This window comes from Pseudomonas sp. 29 (genome assembly GCF_002754355.1).
In the GTDB taxonomy this organism is placed as follows: domain Bacteria; phylum Pseudomonadota; class Gammaproteobacteria; order Pseudomonadales; family Pseudomonadaceae; genus Aquipseudomonas; species Aquipseudomonas neuropathica.
In genome coordinates this window covers 4,145,423-4,161,706 of the sequence record NZ_PEEY01000001.1, presented here as the reverse complement: position 1 = coordinate 4,161,706, position 16,284 = coordinate 4,145,423, and the positions used below count along the sequence as shown (strand labels likewise).

The 16,284-nt window shown below is 61.2% G+C and carries 13 protein-coding genes; 2 read left to right on the top strand and 11 right to left on the bottom strand.

The window, feature by feature from the left end:
- Nucleotides 1-91: 91 nt before the first annotated feature.
- The 11 genes from CLU80_RS19170 to CLU80_RS19120 form a co-directional block, all read right to left on the bottom strand.
- Nucleotides 92-805 carry a TetR/AcrR family transcriptional regulator gene (locus tag CLU80_RS19170; protein ID WP_034154855.1) on the bottom strand — a complete coding sequence of 238 codons (714 nt, stop codon included), beginning with the start codon at nt 803-805 and terminating at the stop codon, nt 92-94.
- A 104-nt stretch (nt 806-909) separates the two neighbouring features.
- Complete coding sequence (gene lysS / locus CLU80_RS19165) at nt 910-2,412, bottom strand: lysine--tRNA ligase (RefSeq protein ID WP_038357812.1); 1,503 nt, start codon at nt 2,410-2,412, stop codon at nt 910-912.
- 113 nt (nt 2,413-2,525) lie between these two features.
- A protein-coding gene (gene prfB, locus CLU80_RS19160; protein WP_099758102.1) for a peptide chain release factor 2 occupies nt 2,526-3,621 on the bottom strand; the annotation gives its coding sequence in 2 pieces (ribosomal slippage) (nt 2,526-3,548 and nt 3,550-3,621; 1,095 coding nt in all).
- Nucleotides 3,622-4,063: 442 nt separating this feature from the next.
- Entirely contained in the window at nt 4,064-5,065 is a 1,002-nt protein-coding gene (locus tag CLU80_RS19155) for a response regulator (protein WP_093436712.1), read from the bottom strand.
- 48 nt (nt 5,066-5,113) lie between these two features.
- Nucleotides 5,114-6,124 carry a chemotaxis response regulator protein-glutamate methylesterase gene (locus CLU80_RS19150; protein ID WP_093436715.1) on the bottom strand — a complete coding sequence of 337 codons (1,011 nt, stop codon included), beginning with the start codon at nt 6,122-6,124 and terminating at the stop codon, nt 5,114-5,116.
- On the bottom strand, nt 6,121-8,409 hold the full coding sequence (locus tag CLU80_RS19145; RefSeq protein ID WP_099758101.1) for a hybrid sensor histidine kinase/response regulator: 2,289 nt from the start codon (nt 8,407-8,409) through the stop codon (nt 6,121-6,123). Before CLU80_RS19145 ends, CLU80_RS19150 begins: the two co-directional genes overlap by 4 nt.
- Nucleotides 8,406-9,089: a chemotaxis protein CheW gene (locus CLU80_RS19140; RefSeq protein WP_099758100.1), complete on the bottom strand. Its 684-nt coding sequence runs from the start codon at nt 9,087-9,089 to the stop codon at nt 8,406-8,408. The genes CLU80_RS19145 and CLU80_RS19140 overlap by 4 nt, the downstream gene beginning before the upstream one ends.
- The gene (locus tag CLU80_RS19135) at nt 9,086-10,357 is read right to left on the bottom strand and encodes a CheR family methyltransferase (protein ID WP_099758099.1); all 1,272 of its coding nucleotides are present in this window, start codon (nt 10,355-10,357) and stop codon (nt 9,086-9,088) included. Before CLU80_RS19135 ends, CLU80_RS19140 begins: the two co-directional genes overlap by 4 nt.
- The gene (locus tag CLU80_RS19130) at nt 10,354-10,890 is read right to left on the bottom strand and encodes a chemotaxis protein CheW (RefSeq protein ID WP_099758098.1); all 537 of its coding nucleotides are present in this window, start codon (nt 10,888-10,890) and stop codon (nt 10,354-10,356) included. The genes CLU80_RS19135 and CLU80_RS19130 overlap by 4 nt, the downstream gene beginning before the upstream one ends.
- On the bottom strand, nt 10,890-12,512 hold the full coding sequence (locus CLU80_RS19125; protein WP_099758097.1) for a methyl-accepting chemotaxis protein: 1,623 nt from the start codon (nt 12,510-12,512) through the stop codon (nt 10,890-10,892). The genes CLU80_RS19130 and CLU80_RS19125 overlap by 1 nt, the downstream gene beginning before the upstream one ends.
- Nucleotides 12,513-12,804: 292 nt before the next feature.
- Nucleotides 12,805-13,527, bottom strand: a complete 723-nt coding sequence (locus CLU80_RS19120) for a tellurite resistance TerB family protein (protein WP_093436735.1) — start codon at nt 13,525-13,527, stop codon at nt 12,805-12,807.
- Between the two features lie 177 nt (nt 13,528-13,704).
- On the opposite strand from CLU80_RS19120, the gene CLU80_RS19115 reads away from it, so the two are divergent.
- Together CLU80_RS19115 and CLU80_RS19110 are read left to right on the top strand one after the other, a co-directional pair.
- Nucleotides 13,705-14,619 carry a LysR family transcriptional regulator gene (locus tag CLU80_RS19115; protein WP_007949637.1) on the top strand — a complete coding sequence of 305 codons (915 nt, stop codon included), beginning with the start codon at nt 13,705-13,707 and terminating at the stop codon, nt 14,617-14,619.
- Between the two features lie 131 nt (nt 14,620-14,750).
- Nucleotides 14,751-16,208: a gamma-aminobutyraldehyde dehydrogenase gene (locus CLU80_RS19110; protein ID WP_095050362.1), complete on the top strand. Its 1,458-nt coding sequence runs from the start codon at nt 14,751-14,753 to the stop codon at nt 16,206-16,208.
- Nucleotides 16,209-16,284: the final 76 nt, after the last annotated feature.

Sequence of the window (16,284 nt, the reverse complement as noted above, 5' to 3'; positions counted from 1 at the left end):
AAAGCGTCAGCACAGCCAACATTAATGTTGAATGTCAGTCCGTCTTCGCGAGCAAGCTCGCTCCCACAGGGTTCAATGTTTCCCCAGAGGATCAGACCGACGCGAGCACCAGATGCATATAGCGCGTCAGAATGCCGAGCATGTCCTCTTCGGCCAAAGGCTCGGCGTCGTTGAGCAGGCCCTGATATTCCATCCGACCGATAATCGCCGTCAACACCTTGGCATCCTGTTGCGGTTCACGCGAGCCCAGCACCTGGAACAACTGGCAGGTGCCCTGCAACAGAATCTGCTGATGCGAACGCACCAGAATCGCCAGACGCGGATTAAGCAATGCTTCCTGACGGAACGCCTGTTCAGCCATCAAATGTTCACGACGGTTAACCAACTGACGATGCACGTAGTCAGCCATCAACCGCGCGATGTCATCAGCCAGTTGCGAGCGCGACTCCGGGCTGCCGTCCCCACTGACGACCATTTCGCGCAGCAAACCTTCGTTGTTGACCCACAGCTTGGCCATGTACGCCGCGCTGCGTTCAACGTATTGAGCGAAGGTATCGGTGAGCAGGTCGTCGATATCCTTGAAGTAATAGGTGGTCGCCGACAGCGGCACTCCGGCCTCGGCCGCCACCGCGCGGTGGCGCACGGCACGCACGCCGTCACGCACGACAATGCGCATCGCCGCGTCGAGAATGTCCTGGCGACGCTGCTCACTGCCCTGTCGGCTGGCCTTGCGACCCTGGTACTGAACGCTTTCAGCGACCGCAGTGGCGATACCCGCTGCACCTTCTTGAGCTATTGCACCCATCACGACAGAACTTCCTCTGCAATTCAAAAGTAACCAATTGATACATTTGTACCAGACAGGCAATAAAAAGCCGCCTGTTTTAGGCGGCTTTTTAACTGAAACGTTTACGCTTGCGGTCGCATGTGCGGGAACAGGATCACATCGCGAATCGACGGCGAGTTGGTCAGCAACATCACCAGACGGTCGATACCGATACCTTCACCGGCCGTTGGCGGCATGCCGTACTCCAGCGCACGCACGAAGTCGGCGTCGTAGTGCATGGCTTCATCGTCTCCGGCGTCCTTGTCGGCCACCTGCGCCATGAAGCGCTCGGCCTGGTCTTCCGCGTCGTTCAACTCGGAGTAGGCGTTGGCGATTTCACGGCCACCGATGAACAGCTCGAAGCGGTCGGTGACGTTCGGGTTGTCGTCGTTGCGACGCGCAAGCGGCGACACTTCAAACGGGTACTGAGTGATGAAGTGCGGCTGTTCCAGCTTGTGCTCGACCAGCTCTTCGAAAATCATCACCTGCAGTTTGCCCAGACCTTCGAAGCCCAGCACCTTGGCGCCGGCCTTCTTGGCGATGGCGCGCGCCTTGTCGATGTCGTTCAGATCATCGGCGGTCAGCTCAGGGTTGTACTTGAGGATCGAGTCGAACACCGACAGGCGCACGAACGGCTCGCCGAAGTGGAACACCTTGTCGCCGTACGGCACGTCGGTGCTGCCCAGTACCAGCTGCGCCAGTTCACGGAACAGTTCTTCGGTCAGGTCCATGTTGTCTTCGTAATCGGCGTACGCCTGATAGAACTCCAACATGGTGAATTCAGGGTTGTGACGAGTCGAAACGCCTTCGTTACGGAAGTTGCGGTTGATCTCGAAGACCTTTTCAAAACCACCGACCACCAGACGCTTCAGATACAGCTCTGGCGCGATACGCAGGAACATTTCCATGTCCAGCGCGTTGTGGTGGGTTTCGAACGGCTTGGCCGCAGCGCCGCCCGGAATGGTCTGCAGCATCGGCGTTTCGACTTCGAGGAAGTCGCGCTTCATCAGGAAGCTGCGGATGTGCGCGATCACTTGCGAACGCACGCGGAAGGTCTGGCGCACGTCTTCGTTGACGATCAGGTCAACGTAGCGCTGACGGTAGCGCTGTTCGGTGTCGGTCAGGCCGTGGTGCTTGTCCGGCAGCGGACGCAGAGATTTGGTCAGCAGACGCACGCTGGTCATTTCAACGTACAGGTCGCCCTTGCCGGAGCGCGCCAGGGTGCCTTCGGCAGCAATGATGTCGCCCATGTCCCAGGTTTTCACCGCGGCCAGGGTGTCTTCCGACAGGGTTTTACGGTTGACGTAGACCTGGATGCGACCGGTCATGTCCTGGATCACCATGAACGAGCCACGGTTGAGCATGATGCGACCGGCAACCTTGACCGGGATTGCAGCCTCTGCCAGCTCTTCCTTGGTCTTGTCCGCGTACTGTTTCTGCAGTGCATCGCAGTAGTTTTCGCGGCGGAAGTCGTTCGGGAAGGCGTTGCCCTTGGCGCGCTCGGCAGCCAGCTTTTCCTTGCGCAGGGCGATCAGGGAGTTTTCTTCCTGTTGCAGGGCTTGCGGGTCGAGTTGTTGGTCGCTCATGTCTTTAGATATTCCATCAGGTTCGTTGCCCCCGGGCCTTGCGGCCCGGGGATCGCCAGCAGGCTGGCTCCTACAGGGATCGGGTTGAATCAGCCGATCCTGTAATGCGTCTTTTACAGCCCGGATTTCAGGCTGGCTTCCAGGTATTCGTCGATATCGCCGTCGAGTACCTTGTCGCAGTCGCTGCGTTCGATGTTGGTGCGCAGATCCTTGATCCGCGACGCATCGAGCACGTACGAGCGAATCTGGTGACCCCAGCCGATGTCCGACTTGGTGTCTTCCAGCGCTTGCGACGCGGCGTTGCGTTTCTGCATTTCCTGCTCGTACAACTTGGCCCGCAGCATTTTCATGGCGGTGTCCTTGTTGGCGTGCTGGGAACGCTCGTTCTGGCAGCTGACCACGGTGTTGGTCGGTACGTGAGTGATACGTACGGCCGAGTCGGTGGTGTTTACGTGCTGACCACCGGCACCGGAGGAACGATAGGTGTCGATCCGCAGGTCTGCCGGGTTGATTTCGATTTCCACCTTGTCATCGATCTCTGGCGAGACGAAAACCGCGGAGAACGAGGTGTGACGACGGTTGCCGGAGTCAAACGGGCTCTTGCGCACCAGACGGTGTACGCCGATTTCGGTACGCAGCCAGCCAAAGGCGTATTCGCCCTTGATGTGCACGGTCGCACCTTTGATACCGGCGACTTCACCGGCCGACAGTTCCATGATGGTCGCGTCGAAACCGCGTTTATCCGCCCAGCGCAGGTACATGCGCAGGAGGATGTTGGCCCAGTCCTGGGCTTCCGTGCCGCCGGAACCGGCCTGGATGTCCAGGTAGGCGTTGTTCGGGTCCATTTCATGGCTGAACATGCGGCGGAATTCCAGCTTGGCCAGATTTTCCTCGAGACGGGCCAGCTCGGCGACGACATCGCCCACTGCGCCTTCGTCGTTTTCTTCGACGGCCATGTCCAGCAGGTCGCGGCAATCGGCCAGACCGCCGTTCAGTTCATCGAGGGTATCGACGATCTGCGCCAGCGCAGCGCGCTCGCGGCCCAGTTCCTGGGCGTATTCAGGTTTGTTCCAGACGCTCGGATCTTCAAGCTCGCGATTGACTTCGGTCAGACGCTCATGCTTTTGATCGTAGTCAAAGATACCCCCGAATAGTTTCGGAGCGCTCGGACAGGTCCTTGATGGTGTTCAGGATCGGGTTGATTTCCATGACGGGCAGCACTCGTTGGCGAACTTTTGAAAGCCGGCGAGTATAACGTAATCAGGCTGTGACGGCAGCCCGTCTGGCGGGTGTGGGGATCATTAAAGCCTTTGCCCTCACCCTAACCCTCTCCCAGAGGTAGAGGGGACTGATCAGGGGATATTCGGGAGGTACGCCGAACTGAAATGGCGTTGCCGAATCCATAATCGCCAAGGCTTTCAGGCGGAAATTGGCGTATGGGCCTGCCCTCACCCTAGCCCTCTCCCGGAGGGAGAGGGGACTGATCGGGGGATATTCGGGAGGTACGCCGACGTGAAAGGGCTTAGCTGAATCCGGAACTGCCAAGCTTGAAGATCCATAATCGACTCGGTCGATCAGGTCGATGTTCAGCGCCAGACACCCCGGTCGGCCCCCTCTCCCATTGGGAGAGGGCTGGGGTGAGGGTCAGCGTTTACTCGATCCCGACCTGATTACGCCCATTGTTCTTCGCCAGGTAAAGGCCACGATCCGCCGCCGAAATCAGCAACCGACAATCACTACCCGCCTGCGGCACCATGGTCGCCAGACCAATACTGATGGTCAGGCTCGCCCCTTCCGCCGGGGTGTTGTGCGGGATTTTCAAGGATGCCACGGTCTGGCGCAGTTTCTCCGCGACCAGCCGCGCGCCGCCCGGCGAGGTGTTCGGCAGCACCAGCACAAACTCCTCACCGCCATAACGCGCCGGCAGATCCGACGGTCGTGCGCTGGCCTCGCGGATCGCCGTAGCGACCTTGCGTAACGCTTCGTCGCCTTCAACGTGACCAAAGCTGTCGTTGTAGGACTTGAAGTAATCGACGTCGATCATCAACAGCGACAACTGACTCTGTTCCCGCAGTGAGCGGCGCCACTCCAGTTCCAGGTACTCGTCGAAGTGCCGGCGGTTGGACAGCCCGGTCAGGCCGTCGGAGTTCATCAGGCGTTGCAGCACCAGATTGGTGTCGAGCAATTGCTGCTGGCTGACGCGCAGCGCGCGGTACGCCGCGTCGCGCTGCAGCAAGGTCATGTAGGAACGCGAGTGATAGCGGATGCGCGCCACCAGCTCGATGGTATCCGGCAGTTTCACCAGGTAATCGTTGGCGCCGGCAGAGAACGCCGCGCTCTTGATCAGCGGGTCTTCCTTGGTCGACAGGACGATGATCGGAATGTCCTTGGTCGCCGGGTGATTGCGGTATTCGCGCACCAGGCTCAGGCCATCGAGGCCGGGCATCACCAGGTCCTGGAGAATCACCGTCGGTTTGATCCGCACCGCCTGGGCAATGGCCTGCTGCGGGTCGGAGCAGAAGTGGAAGTCGATGTTTTCTTGATTCGACAGCCCACGGCGCACCGCTTCGCCGATCATCGCTTGATCGTCCACCAACAACACCATGGCGGCGTTTTCGTCGGTTTTAATGTCGTCGATCTGTAAGTCATTCATGGGCGGTCACCTGAGTACTGCGGGGGCCAGGATTGCGGATAAACCTGTTCATTTGGGAAAAACCTCCAGCAATCGTGGCGCTATCTTTTCCAGCGCACGGATTTCAACCGCGGCATCAATCGCCGCGGCGGCTTTGGGCATGCCGTACACCGCACTGCTTTGCTGATCCTGCGCGATGGTCAAGTAACCCTGCTGGCGCATGAGCTTAAGCCCTTGCGCGCCGTCGCGTCCCATCCCGGTCAATAAAACCCCGATCGCGTCGCCATTCCAATAACTGGCGACACTTTCGAAAAACACATCGATAGAGGGGCGGTAGATCTCGTTGACCGGCTCGGCGGTGTAGGCCAGCGTGCCGTTTTTCAACAAGCGAATATGGTGGTTGGTGCCGGCCAGCAACACGGCGCCGGCCTGCGGCGGTTCGCCTTCACGGGCCAGACGCACATCGAGGCCACTGGCGCTGGCCAGCCATTCGGCCATGCCGGCAGCAAAGACCTGATCGACATGCTGCACTAGCACAATCGCCGCCGAGAAATCCTTGGGCAAGCCTTTGAGCAGCACCTCCAGCGCCGCCGGCCCGCCTGCAGATGAGCCGATCGCCACCAGTCGCTGACACGACGCAGAACTGCGCTGGGCCGTCGGCGTCGGCCGCGAGCGCGTGGGTTTTTCGCCGATCAGCCAGCCGATATTGAGGATCTTGCGCAGCAACGGCGCCGCCGCTTCCTGGGCATTGCCGGCGCCGAGCGCCGGGGTATCGACCACGTCCAGCGCGCCGTGGCCCATGGCTTCGAAGACCCGGTGCACGTTCTGCTGGCGATCGACCGTCACAATGACGATCGCGCACGGGGTTTCGGCCATGATCCGGCGCGTGGCTTCGACGCCGTCCATCACCGGCATGATCAGATCCATCAGGATCAGATCCGGAGTATTTTCAGCGCACAGTTGCACTGCCTCGGCACCATTGCGGGCGACCCAGACCACCTGATGGGCTGGCTCGAAGGCCAGCGCCCGGCGCAGGGCCTCCACAGCCATGGGCATGTCGTTGACGATGGCGATCTTCATGCCCGCGCTCCTCCAATAAGCTCGACCACTGCGTCGAGCAGGGCGTCGTCATGAAAACTGGCTTTGGCTAAATAATAGTCGGCGCCGGCATCGAGGCCACGGCGGCGGTCCTCTTCCCGATCCTTGTATGACACAACCATCACCGGCAGCGATTGCAGACGGTTGTCGCGGCGCAGCAGGGTGACCAGCTCGATGCCGTCCATGCGCGGCATGTCGATGTCGGTGATCAGCAAATCGTAGTCTTCCGAACGCAGCGCGTTCCAACCGTCCATGCCGTCCACCGCCACGGCGACATCGTAGCCGCGATTGAGCAGCAGTTTGCGTTGCAGCTCGCGCACGGTCAGCGAGTCGTCGACCACCAGCACCCGCTTGCGCGCCGCCTCGGCAGCTTGATTGCCGTGACGCGCGATGCGCTCAAGGCGCCCGGTATTGAGCAGTTTGTCCACCGAGCGCAGCATGTCTTCGACGTCGACGATCAGCACCACCGAGCCGTCATCAAGCAAGGCGCCGGCGGAGATGTCCTGCACTTTGCCCAGACGCTCATCGAGCGGCAAGACCACCAGCGTGCGTTCGCCAATAAAGCGCTCCACGGCAACCCCGTAAACCGCATCGCGCTCACGGATCACCACAACTTTAAGGGTTTCGCCACTGTTTTGGCTGGCCGGGCGGTTGAGCAACTGGCTGGCCGCAACCAGCCCGACGTGCTGGCCTTCGTGCCAGAAATGCTGACGGCCTTCGACCTGCACGATGTCCTCCGGCGCCAGATCACACATGCGTTCGATGTGCGCCAGCGGGAAGGCGTAGGCCTCTTCGCCAACTTCCACCACCAGACTGCGCACCACCGACAAGGTCAGCGGTACTTCCAGATGAAAGCGACTGCCCTCTCCCGCCGTTTGCTCCAGCACCACGGCCCCGCGCAACTGGCGAACCATGTGCTGAACGGCATCGAGGCCAACGCCCCGTCCAGACACTTCGGTGACCGTGTCGCGCAAGCTGAAACCGGGCAGGAACAGGAACGTCAGCAGTTCTTCTTCGCTCAGTTGCGCAGCGGTTTCGGCTGGAGATAACTGCCGCTCGACAATACTGCGGCGGACCTTCTCCAGGTCGACGCCATTGCCGTCATCGCTCAACTCCAGCACTAGCAGACCGGCCTGATGCGAGGCGCGCAGGCGGATCAAGCCTTCTTCCGGTTTGCCCTTGAGCAGCCGTTGTTCCGGGGTTTCGATGCCGTGATCGACCGCATTGCGCAGCAAATGCGTCAGCGGTGCTTCGAGTTTTTCCAGCACATCGCGATCGACCTGGGTTTTCTCGCCTTCGATCTCCAGCCGTACCTGCTTGCCGAGGCTGCGGCCCAGATCGCGGACCATGCGCACCTGACCGGTCAGCACGTCCGCAAAGGGCCGCATGCGGCAGGCCAACGCCGTGTCGTAGAGCACTTGTGCGCGCTGGCTGGCCTGCCAGGCGAACTCGTCGAGTTCGGCGTTTTTCTCGCTCAGCAATTGCTGGGATTCGGCGAGCAAACGGCGCGCGTCTTCCAAGGCTTCGAGCGCTTCAAGGCTCAGCGCGTGTTCCTTGAGGTGCACGTTGAGATTTTCCAGCGCACGCAAGCCGTTGTTCTGCATGCGTTTGAGGCGCTGCATGGTCGCCAGATGCGGTTTGAGGCGCTGGGTTTCCACCAGCGACTTGCTCGACAGATCGAGCAAACTGTTCAGCCGTTCAGCGGTGACCCGCAGCACCCGTTCGCCACCTTCGGTGGTGCGTTTGCTTTTGCGTGGCGCCGGTTCAGAGGTTTCGACCGGGGCTTCGATGATCGGCGCTGGCGTCAGTTCAAATACGGGCGGCGCTTCAAGTTGCAACTCGGCCATCGGCGGCGCAACGAACGCTGCCAGCGGCGTCGACGGATCGAGCAAACCCGCCATCAACGCCACATAAGTTTCAATATCGCTCGGCTGCGGCGCATTGGCCGGTGTAGCGATGCGCATCAGCAAATCGGTGCCCTGCAACAGCGCATCGATATGTTCAGGCCGCAGCAACAAGCGCCCTTCCTGCGCGCTGACCAGGCAATCTTCCATGACATGGGCGACGCTGACGCCGCTGTCGATGCCAACAATTCGCGCCGCGCCTTTGAGCGAATGCGCCGCGCGCATGCACGATTCCAGTTGATCGGCCTGGGTCGGGTTGCGCTCCAGGGCCAGCAATCCGGCGCTGAGCACTTGGGTCTGGGCTTCGGCTTCGAGGCTGAACAGCTCAAGCAGCGAGGCGTCGCGCATTTGCTCGGGGGTCATGTGAGGCTCCGGGTCACGGCGGACAGCAGCTGTTCTTCATCCAGCCAACGCAGGCTACGACCGCGATACTGCAGAACACCACGGGTGTATTTGGCACTGGCTTGCGCGCCGGATTGCGAGGCGGCATCAAGAATGCGCTCGTCGATGGCATGAATACCGTCGACCTCATCCACCGGCACCACCACCGGCCCGCCACGGGCGGCGATGATCAGCATCCGCGGCATGATGCGCGCGCCGGTGGCTGGCGCGGCGTTGCCATCCAGATCGAGCAATTCAACCAGCGACAGGCAGGCCACCAGCGCACCACGCACATTGGCCACACCGAGCAATGCGCGTGAGCGCTGGTGCGGCAATGAATGAATCGCCTGCAGTGGCGCGACTTCGACGAGACTGCGCGTCGCCAGCCCCAGCCATTCTTCACCGAGCCGGAACATCAGCAACGAGCGGGTTTTCACATCGCTTTCGACAGCGATCGCCACCGGGTCGCGTTCGTCCTGTTGCAACGCATAACGGTCGAGCAGGCGCGTGGCGGCGGCGGAATACACCGAACAATTGCGGCAATGAATATGCTCTTCCAGCAGCGGACAGGACTTGTCGCCGTGAATGCCGATGCGGTTCCAGCAATCGTCGATGGCCCGGGCGTCTTCGTGGGTGACGTTCAAGGTGTCGGACGGGATCATCGTTTACGCTCACTGTCGGCGGTGCGGCCGCTGCGGGCGGCACGCTCCTGCAATCGTCTGGCACCCGCTGTATCGCCCTGAGCCTGCAACAACGCGGCCAGGTGCATCAACGCTTCAGGGTGTTGCGGTTCGAGGTACAACGCTTTGCGGTAGAAGCCCTGAGCTTCGAGGGTCAGGCCGGCGACGTCGCTGAGCAGACCGAGCCAGTAAAACACCTGAGCCACCGGTTCATGGCTGCGCAGATACTGTTCGCAGGCCGTCCGGGCTTCAGCGCTTTTGCCTTCGTTGGCCAGCGCGGCGATATTGGCCAGCAGGGTCGCCGCATCCGGGTTGGCACTTTTGCTGGCGGTCGGCAGTGGCGTTACGGCGGCAAACGGTCGAGTGCGCACTGGTGCTGGCTGCGTGCTGCGAGGCGGTTGGCTGACCGGCACCACGATGGGCTTGGGCGTTGGCAACGGCTCGGGGTGCGGATCGTTGTGGCGGCTGAACGCGAAGGATTGCGGGATACCGATCGAACGCATGCCCAAGCGCCCAAGCAAACTGCCCTCGGCCGGCCCGATAAACAGCACGCCATCGAAATGGGTCAGGCGCTTGAGCACCTCGAACACCTGCTTCTGCGTCGGCTGGTCGAAATAGATCAGCAGGTTGCGGCAGAACACGAAATCGAACGCTGGCTCGCTGGTCAGCAGCGTCGGATCGAGCACATTGCCGACCTGCAAACGCACTTGCTCACGCACATAGTCATTGACCCGATGGCCGTCCTGCTCAGGCGTGAAGTGCCGTTCGCGAAAGTTCAGATCCTGGCCGCGAAACGAATTCTTGCCGTATAGCGCACGCCGCGCCTTCTCCACCGACAGCGGGCTCACGTCCATGCCATCGACCTTGAACTGATGCGGTTTGAGCCCGGCATCGATCAAGGCCATGGCAATCGAATAAGGCTCTTCGCCGGTGGAACACGGCAGGCTGAGGATGCGCAGTGCGCGCATGTTGTTCAGTTCAGCGAGGCGATTGCGCGCCAGTTTGCCCAGCGTGGCAAAGGACTCTGGATAACGGAAAAACCACGTCTCGGGGACGATCACCGCTTCGATCAGCGCCTGTTGCTCGTCTCGCGAGCCTTGCAGCAATTGCCAATACTCATCGGCATGCGCCGCTTGCGAGAGTGTCGTGCGCTGGCGCACAGCGCGCTCGATGATCGCCGGGCCAACCGAGGTCACATCGAGGCCGATGCGCTCCTTGAGAAAGTCGAAAAAGCGCTGATCACTGCTCATGACTGCGCCTCAAGCTGCGCCGGACTCAGCGGCGGATCGGGGAACAGCAAAGTACGCACGGCGTCATCGAGCAAGTCATTGACCCGTACCCATTGCACCAATCCCTGGGCATCTTCACGCACCGGGCCGAGGTACGGCGCCGCGCGGTTGTCGAGGCCGTAAGGCTGAAACTCTTGCGAATGGCAACGCAGGGTGTCGGTGGCCTGTTCGAGAATCAGCCCGAGCCATTGCGCGGGTTGCGCTTCATCCGGCCGATAATTGACCAATACCAGACGGGTGCTGGTGCGCGCCTCGGCGGGATGACCGAAGGTCAATGCGCTGAGGTCGATCACCGGCACCACCGCACCGCGATAGGCGAACACCCCGGCGACCCACTGCGGCGCCCGGGCGATTGGCTTGAGCGGCAGGCGCGGCAGCACTTCCGCCACTTCGGTGGCGCGCAAGGCGTAGCGCTCGCTGCCGATGCGAAACAGCAGGAACAACGCCGGCTTCGCCACCTGCGCGGCGCTGCGTTTGGCGATGATTTCGCTCATCAGACTTTGAATCGCGAAACGCCGCTGCGCAGCCCGACGGCTACCTGGCTCAGTTCGTCGATGGCGAAACTGGCCTGACGCAACGACTCGACGGTCTGGCTGCTGGCGTCGCCCAACTGCACCAGCGCGTGGTTGATCTGCTCGGCACCGGTGGCCTGAGCCTGCATGCCTTCGTTGACCATCAACACCCGCGGCGCCAGCGCCTGCACCTGATGGATGATCTGCGACAGCTGCTCGCCGACCTGCTGCACCTCGGACATGCCACGGCGCACTTCTTCGGAGAACTTGTCCATGCCCATCACCCCGGCTGATACCGCCGACTGGATTTCGCGCACCATCTGTTCGATGTCGTAAGTGGCGACAGCGGTCTGATCCGCCAGGCGTCGCACTTCGGTGGCGACCACGGCAAAACCGCGACCGTATTCACCGGCCTTTTCGGCTTCAATCGCTGCGTTGAGCGACAACAGGTTGGTCTGGTCGGCAACCTTGACGATAGTCACCACCACCTGATTGATGTTGCCGGCCTTCTCATTGAGGATCGCCAGTTTGGCGTTGACCAGATCGGCCGCGCCCATCACCGAGTGCATGGTGTCTTCCATGCGCGCCAGGCCTTGCTGGCCGGAGCCGGCCAGCACCGAGGCCTGATCGGCGGCGGTGGACACTTCGGTCATGGTGCGTACCAGATCGCGCGAGGTAGCGGCGATCTCGCGCGAAGTCGCGCCGATCTCGGTGGTGGTCGCGGCGGTTTCGGTAGCGGTGGCTTGTTGTTGCTTGGAGGTGGCAGCGATTTCGGTCACCGAGGTGGTGACCTGCACCGACGAACGTTGCGCCTGGGATACCAGCGCAGTCAGCTCGGTCATCATGTCGTTGAAGCCGGTTTCGACGGCGCCGAACTCGTCCTTGCGGTCGAGGTTGAGACGCGAACTGAGGTCGCCGGTGCGCATGGTTTCGAGGATCTGCACAATGCGGTTCATCGGCGCCATGATCGCGCGCATCAACAGCAAGCCGCAGGCACCGGCCGCCAGCACAGCCACCAGCAGCGAGACGAACATGCTGACCTTGGCCGCCGCCACCGCCTCGTCGATGTTGTTCATGGCCTGATCGGCGACTCTCTTGTTCTCGCCGATGATGTCGTTGAGCTTCATACGCCCGGAATACCAGGCTGGCGTCAGCTTTTCGTGGAACATCCTGACCGCGTCCGCTTCCAGGTTGCGCTTGTGCAGGTCCAGCACGGCATCCTGAATCTGGAGGTAGGCGTCGTGGTACTTCTCGAACGCGGCAAACTCGAGACGATCCTCGTCGGTCGCCATCGTCTTGCGATAGTTCTCCATCTGCTCCTGCAAACGCGCCTCGAAAGCCTTGTAGTCGGCCGCGTCCTCGCTGGAAATCCCCTGACCTTCCTTGAGTCCGAGCAGTTCTTGCGTCTGCATGTAACTGTCGACCCACGCGCCACGGATCATCGAGCTGTAATAGACGCCGGGAATCGCGTCATCACGCACGCTGTTTTCACTGGCCTCGATCTTCAGCAACCGCGAATAAGAGACGACAACCATCAGCAACATGATGGCGATAATCACCGCAAAGCTCGCCAAAATGCGTTGGCGCAACGTCCAGTTCTTCACAGTGATTCCTCGTGCCTAGTCGAAATGCGGGGAGTATAGCCGAGGGCGGTGTTTCATTTATAAGACGCTTTGTAACCCTCGGGCCTGTCCGCCTTGGTCGCGGGAGGGCTCTGGGCTAGGACTGTCCGACAATTGCGGGTGGGCGTGCCAGTGGGGTAATGGCAAAAAGAGGCGATAGATCTGTCATTGCCGCCGGGGTGCGGCGGAAAATGCCTTGGCGAGCAAGCTCGCTCCCACATTGGAACGCAATCCCCTGTGGGAGCGAGCTTGCTCGCGAAAGGGCCAGCCGGGTTTACACCGATGCGATGCGCACCTGCTTCTCCAACTCCACCTTCAACCCCGGCTCCAGCTTCAGTTGCCGCGCCAGTTCATCCAGATAGCTCTTCTCCATAAAGCTTTCCTCATCCACCAGCATCACACTGGCGATGTACATTTCTGCCGCCATCTCCGGCGTGCTCGCGGCCCGGGCGACGTCGGTCGGGTCCAAGGGTTTGTTGAGCTCGGCGTGCAGCCAGTGTTGCAGTTCCTGATCGTTGTCGAGTTTGGTGAATTCGCCTTCGATCAGTTGGCGTTCACGGTCATCGATATGGCCGTCAGCCTTGGCGGCCGCCACCAGTGCTTTGAGAATGGCCTGACTGTGCTGTTCGGCTTGTGCCGGTGGCAAGCGGTCGAGGGTTTGCGGCTCGCTTTGTGGCGCTGTGCCTTTTTGCGCGTTGTAGTTGCCGTAAGCCTTGTAGGCCAACACACCCAGCGCCGCGAGGCCGCCGTAGATCGCAACTTTGCCGCCGACCTTGCGCACTTTCTTGTTACCGAGCAGCAGGCCCATCGCACCTGCGGCCAATGCACCACCACCTGCACCTGACAGCAGACTGCCGAGGCCACCAGAGCCTGATGCGCCGCCGAGCAAACCGCCCAAGCCTCCGGCAGCCGGTTTGTTCTGCGTTCCGCCAGCCTTGTTCTGCAATAGATCCTGGCCGGACTTGAGCAGTTGATCGAGCAATCCACGGGTGTTCATGTTCCGCCTCCAAACAGGGGTTATCCGGATCTATAAGGCCCTCAGCCTAGTTCGAAAGTGCCCCTGTCCGACCTGCGAGTGTGCTTCCAGATGTTGCTCGCCCTGCAGCAGTCCTTCGTGAAAATAGATATACACTCAGGCCAATCTATAAAAACCGCCCACTGGGTAGCCCTTCTCATGATGACCCTGCGTCAGATTCGTCACTTCATCGCCGTGGCCGAGACCGGCTCGATCTCCGCCGCCGCGCAAACCGCGTTCATATCCCAATCGACCCTGACCCTGGCGATCCAGCAACTGGAAGAGGAAATCGGCGTCAGCCTGTTCAGCCGCCACGCCAAGGGCATGACGCTGACACACCAAGGTCATCAATTCCTACGCCAGGCGCACCTGATTCTGGCGACCGTGGACAACGCCAAACGCAGCCTGCAACAGAGTACCGATCAGGTTGCCGGGCAGTTGATCGTCGGCGTAACCAGTCTGGTCGCCGGTTATTACCTGGCGGATCTGCTCACCCGTTTTCAGCGCGCCTACCCCAACGTCGAAATCCGCGTGATGGAAGACGAACGGCCCTACATCGAGCATTTGCTGGTCAGTGGCGAGATCGATGTCGGCGTATTGATCCTCTCCAACCTCGAAGATCGCCACGCTTTGCAGACTGAAGTACTGACTCACTCACCGCACCGTTTGTGGCTTCCGGCCCAGCATCCACTGCTGGAGCACGACAGCATCAACCTCGCCGACGTCGCCCGCGAACCGTTGATTCAGCTAAACGTCGATGAAATGGATCGCAACGCCCAGCGTTTCTGGCGCGGTTCCGGGCTGCAACCGAAAATCACTCTGAGAACCGCGTCCACCGAGGCCGTGCGAAGTCTGGTCGCCGCCGGATTGGGCGTGTCGATCCAGCCGGACATGACTTATCGCCCATGGTCGCTGGAGGGCGACATCATCGAAGCGCGTCCCATCGCCGACCTCAATCAGACCTTGGACGTGGGCCTGGCCTGGCGACGTGGCACTGCGCGCCCCGCTCTTGTCGACCCATTCCTGACCGTAGCCCGTGAGCAACCCCACGGCGGGCGCAAGCCATCTATTTAATCGAATGCTGCCTTCAGTATTTAGTATTTGTCGACCTCGGAGCCGCGCACTAGTCTTGCTGCATCTATAAGACGGTCGGCTCCCGGTTTCAGGGAGCAACAATGGCCACACAAGAAAAGAGATCGCGGAAAATGGCTGGCGCGCAGACCCCGATGTGTACCGCGTTGTTGATTGATGGCGAACTGGTCGCCGGGGAAGGTTTTGTCGAGCCGATTCTCAATCCGGCCACCGGCGAAATCCTCACGCACATCGCCGAAGCCAGCACCGAGCAAGTCGAAGCCGCCATCCTCGCCGCCCACCGCGCCTTCGCCGAGTGGTCGCGCACCACGCCTCAGCAACGTTCGAACCTGTTGCTCGAGATCGCCAACGCCGTGGAAAAACACGCCGACCACCTCGCCCGCCTCGAATCGCTGAACTGCGGCAAGCCGTTGCACCTGGCGCGTCAGGACGATTTGACCGCGACGGTCGATGTGTTCCGTTTCTTCGCTGGCGCCGTACGCTGCCAGACCGGGCAGCTCAGTGGCGAATACCTGCCGGGCTACACCAGCATGGTCCGTCGCGATCCGATTGGCGTGGTCGCCTCGATTGCGCCTTGGAATTACCCGATCATGATGGCCGCGTGGAAAATCGCCCCGGCCCTCGCCGCCGGCAACACGCTGGTGTTCAAACCGTCCGAACACACGCCGCTGTCGATCCTCGCTCTGGCGCCAGCGCTGGCCGAAATCCTCCCGCGCGGGGTCATCAACATCATCTGCGGTGGCGGCGAAGGCGTCGGCAGCCATTTGGTCGGCCACGCCAAGGTGCGCATGGTCTCGCTGACCGGCGATATCGTTACCGGGCAGAAAATCCTCCAGGCCGCCGCGAAAACCCTGAAACGCACGCACCTCGAACTCGGCGGCAAAGCCCCGGTGATCGTCTGCAACGACGCCGACATCCAGGCCGTGGTCGATGGCGTGCGCACTTACGGTTACTACAACGCCGGGCAGGACTGCACCGCTGCCTGCCGGATCTACGCGCAGGCCGGGATTCATGACAAATTGGTCGCCGAACTCGGCGCCGCCGTCAGCAGCCTGCGCTTCGCCGGCAAACGTGATGCCGATAATGAGATCGGCCCGCTGATCAGCACCCGCCAGCGCGACCGCGTCGCCAGTTTCGTCGAGCGCGCCCTCGGCCAGCCGCACATTGAACGCGTGACCGGTGCGGCGGTGCACTCCGGTGCCGGTTTCTACTATCAGCCGACTCTGCTCGCCGGTTGCAAACAGAGCGACGAAATCGTTCAGCGCGAAGTGTTCGGCCCGGTGGTCACCGTGACCCGTTTCGACGAACTCGCGCAAGCCGTCGACTGGGCCAACGACTCCGAATACGGCCTCGCCTCGTCGGTCTGGACACAGAATCTCGACAAGGCCATGCAGGTTGCCGCGCGCTTGCAGTACGGCTGCACGTGGATCAACAGCCATTTCATGCTGGTCAGCGAAATGCCCCACGGTGGGCTGAAACGCTCCGGTTACGGCAAAGACTTATCCAGTGATTCGCTGCAGGACTACAGCGTGGTGCGGCACATCATGGCCCGCCACGGCCAGCATCTCTGACTACGCTAATAACAAGCCGCCAACGGCATGCTTCACCGCGTTCACAACTGCCCCGACCATAATTTAAAGAAGAGGG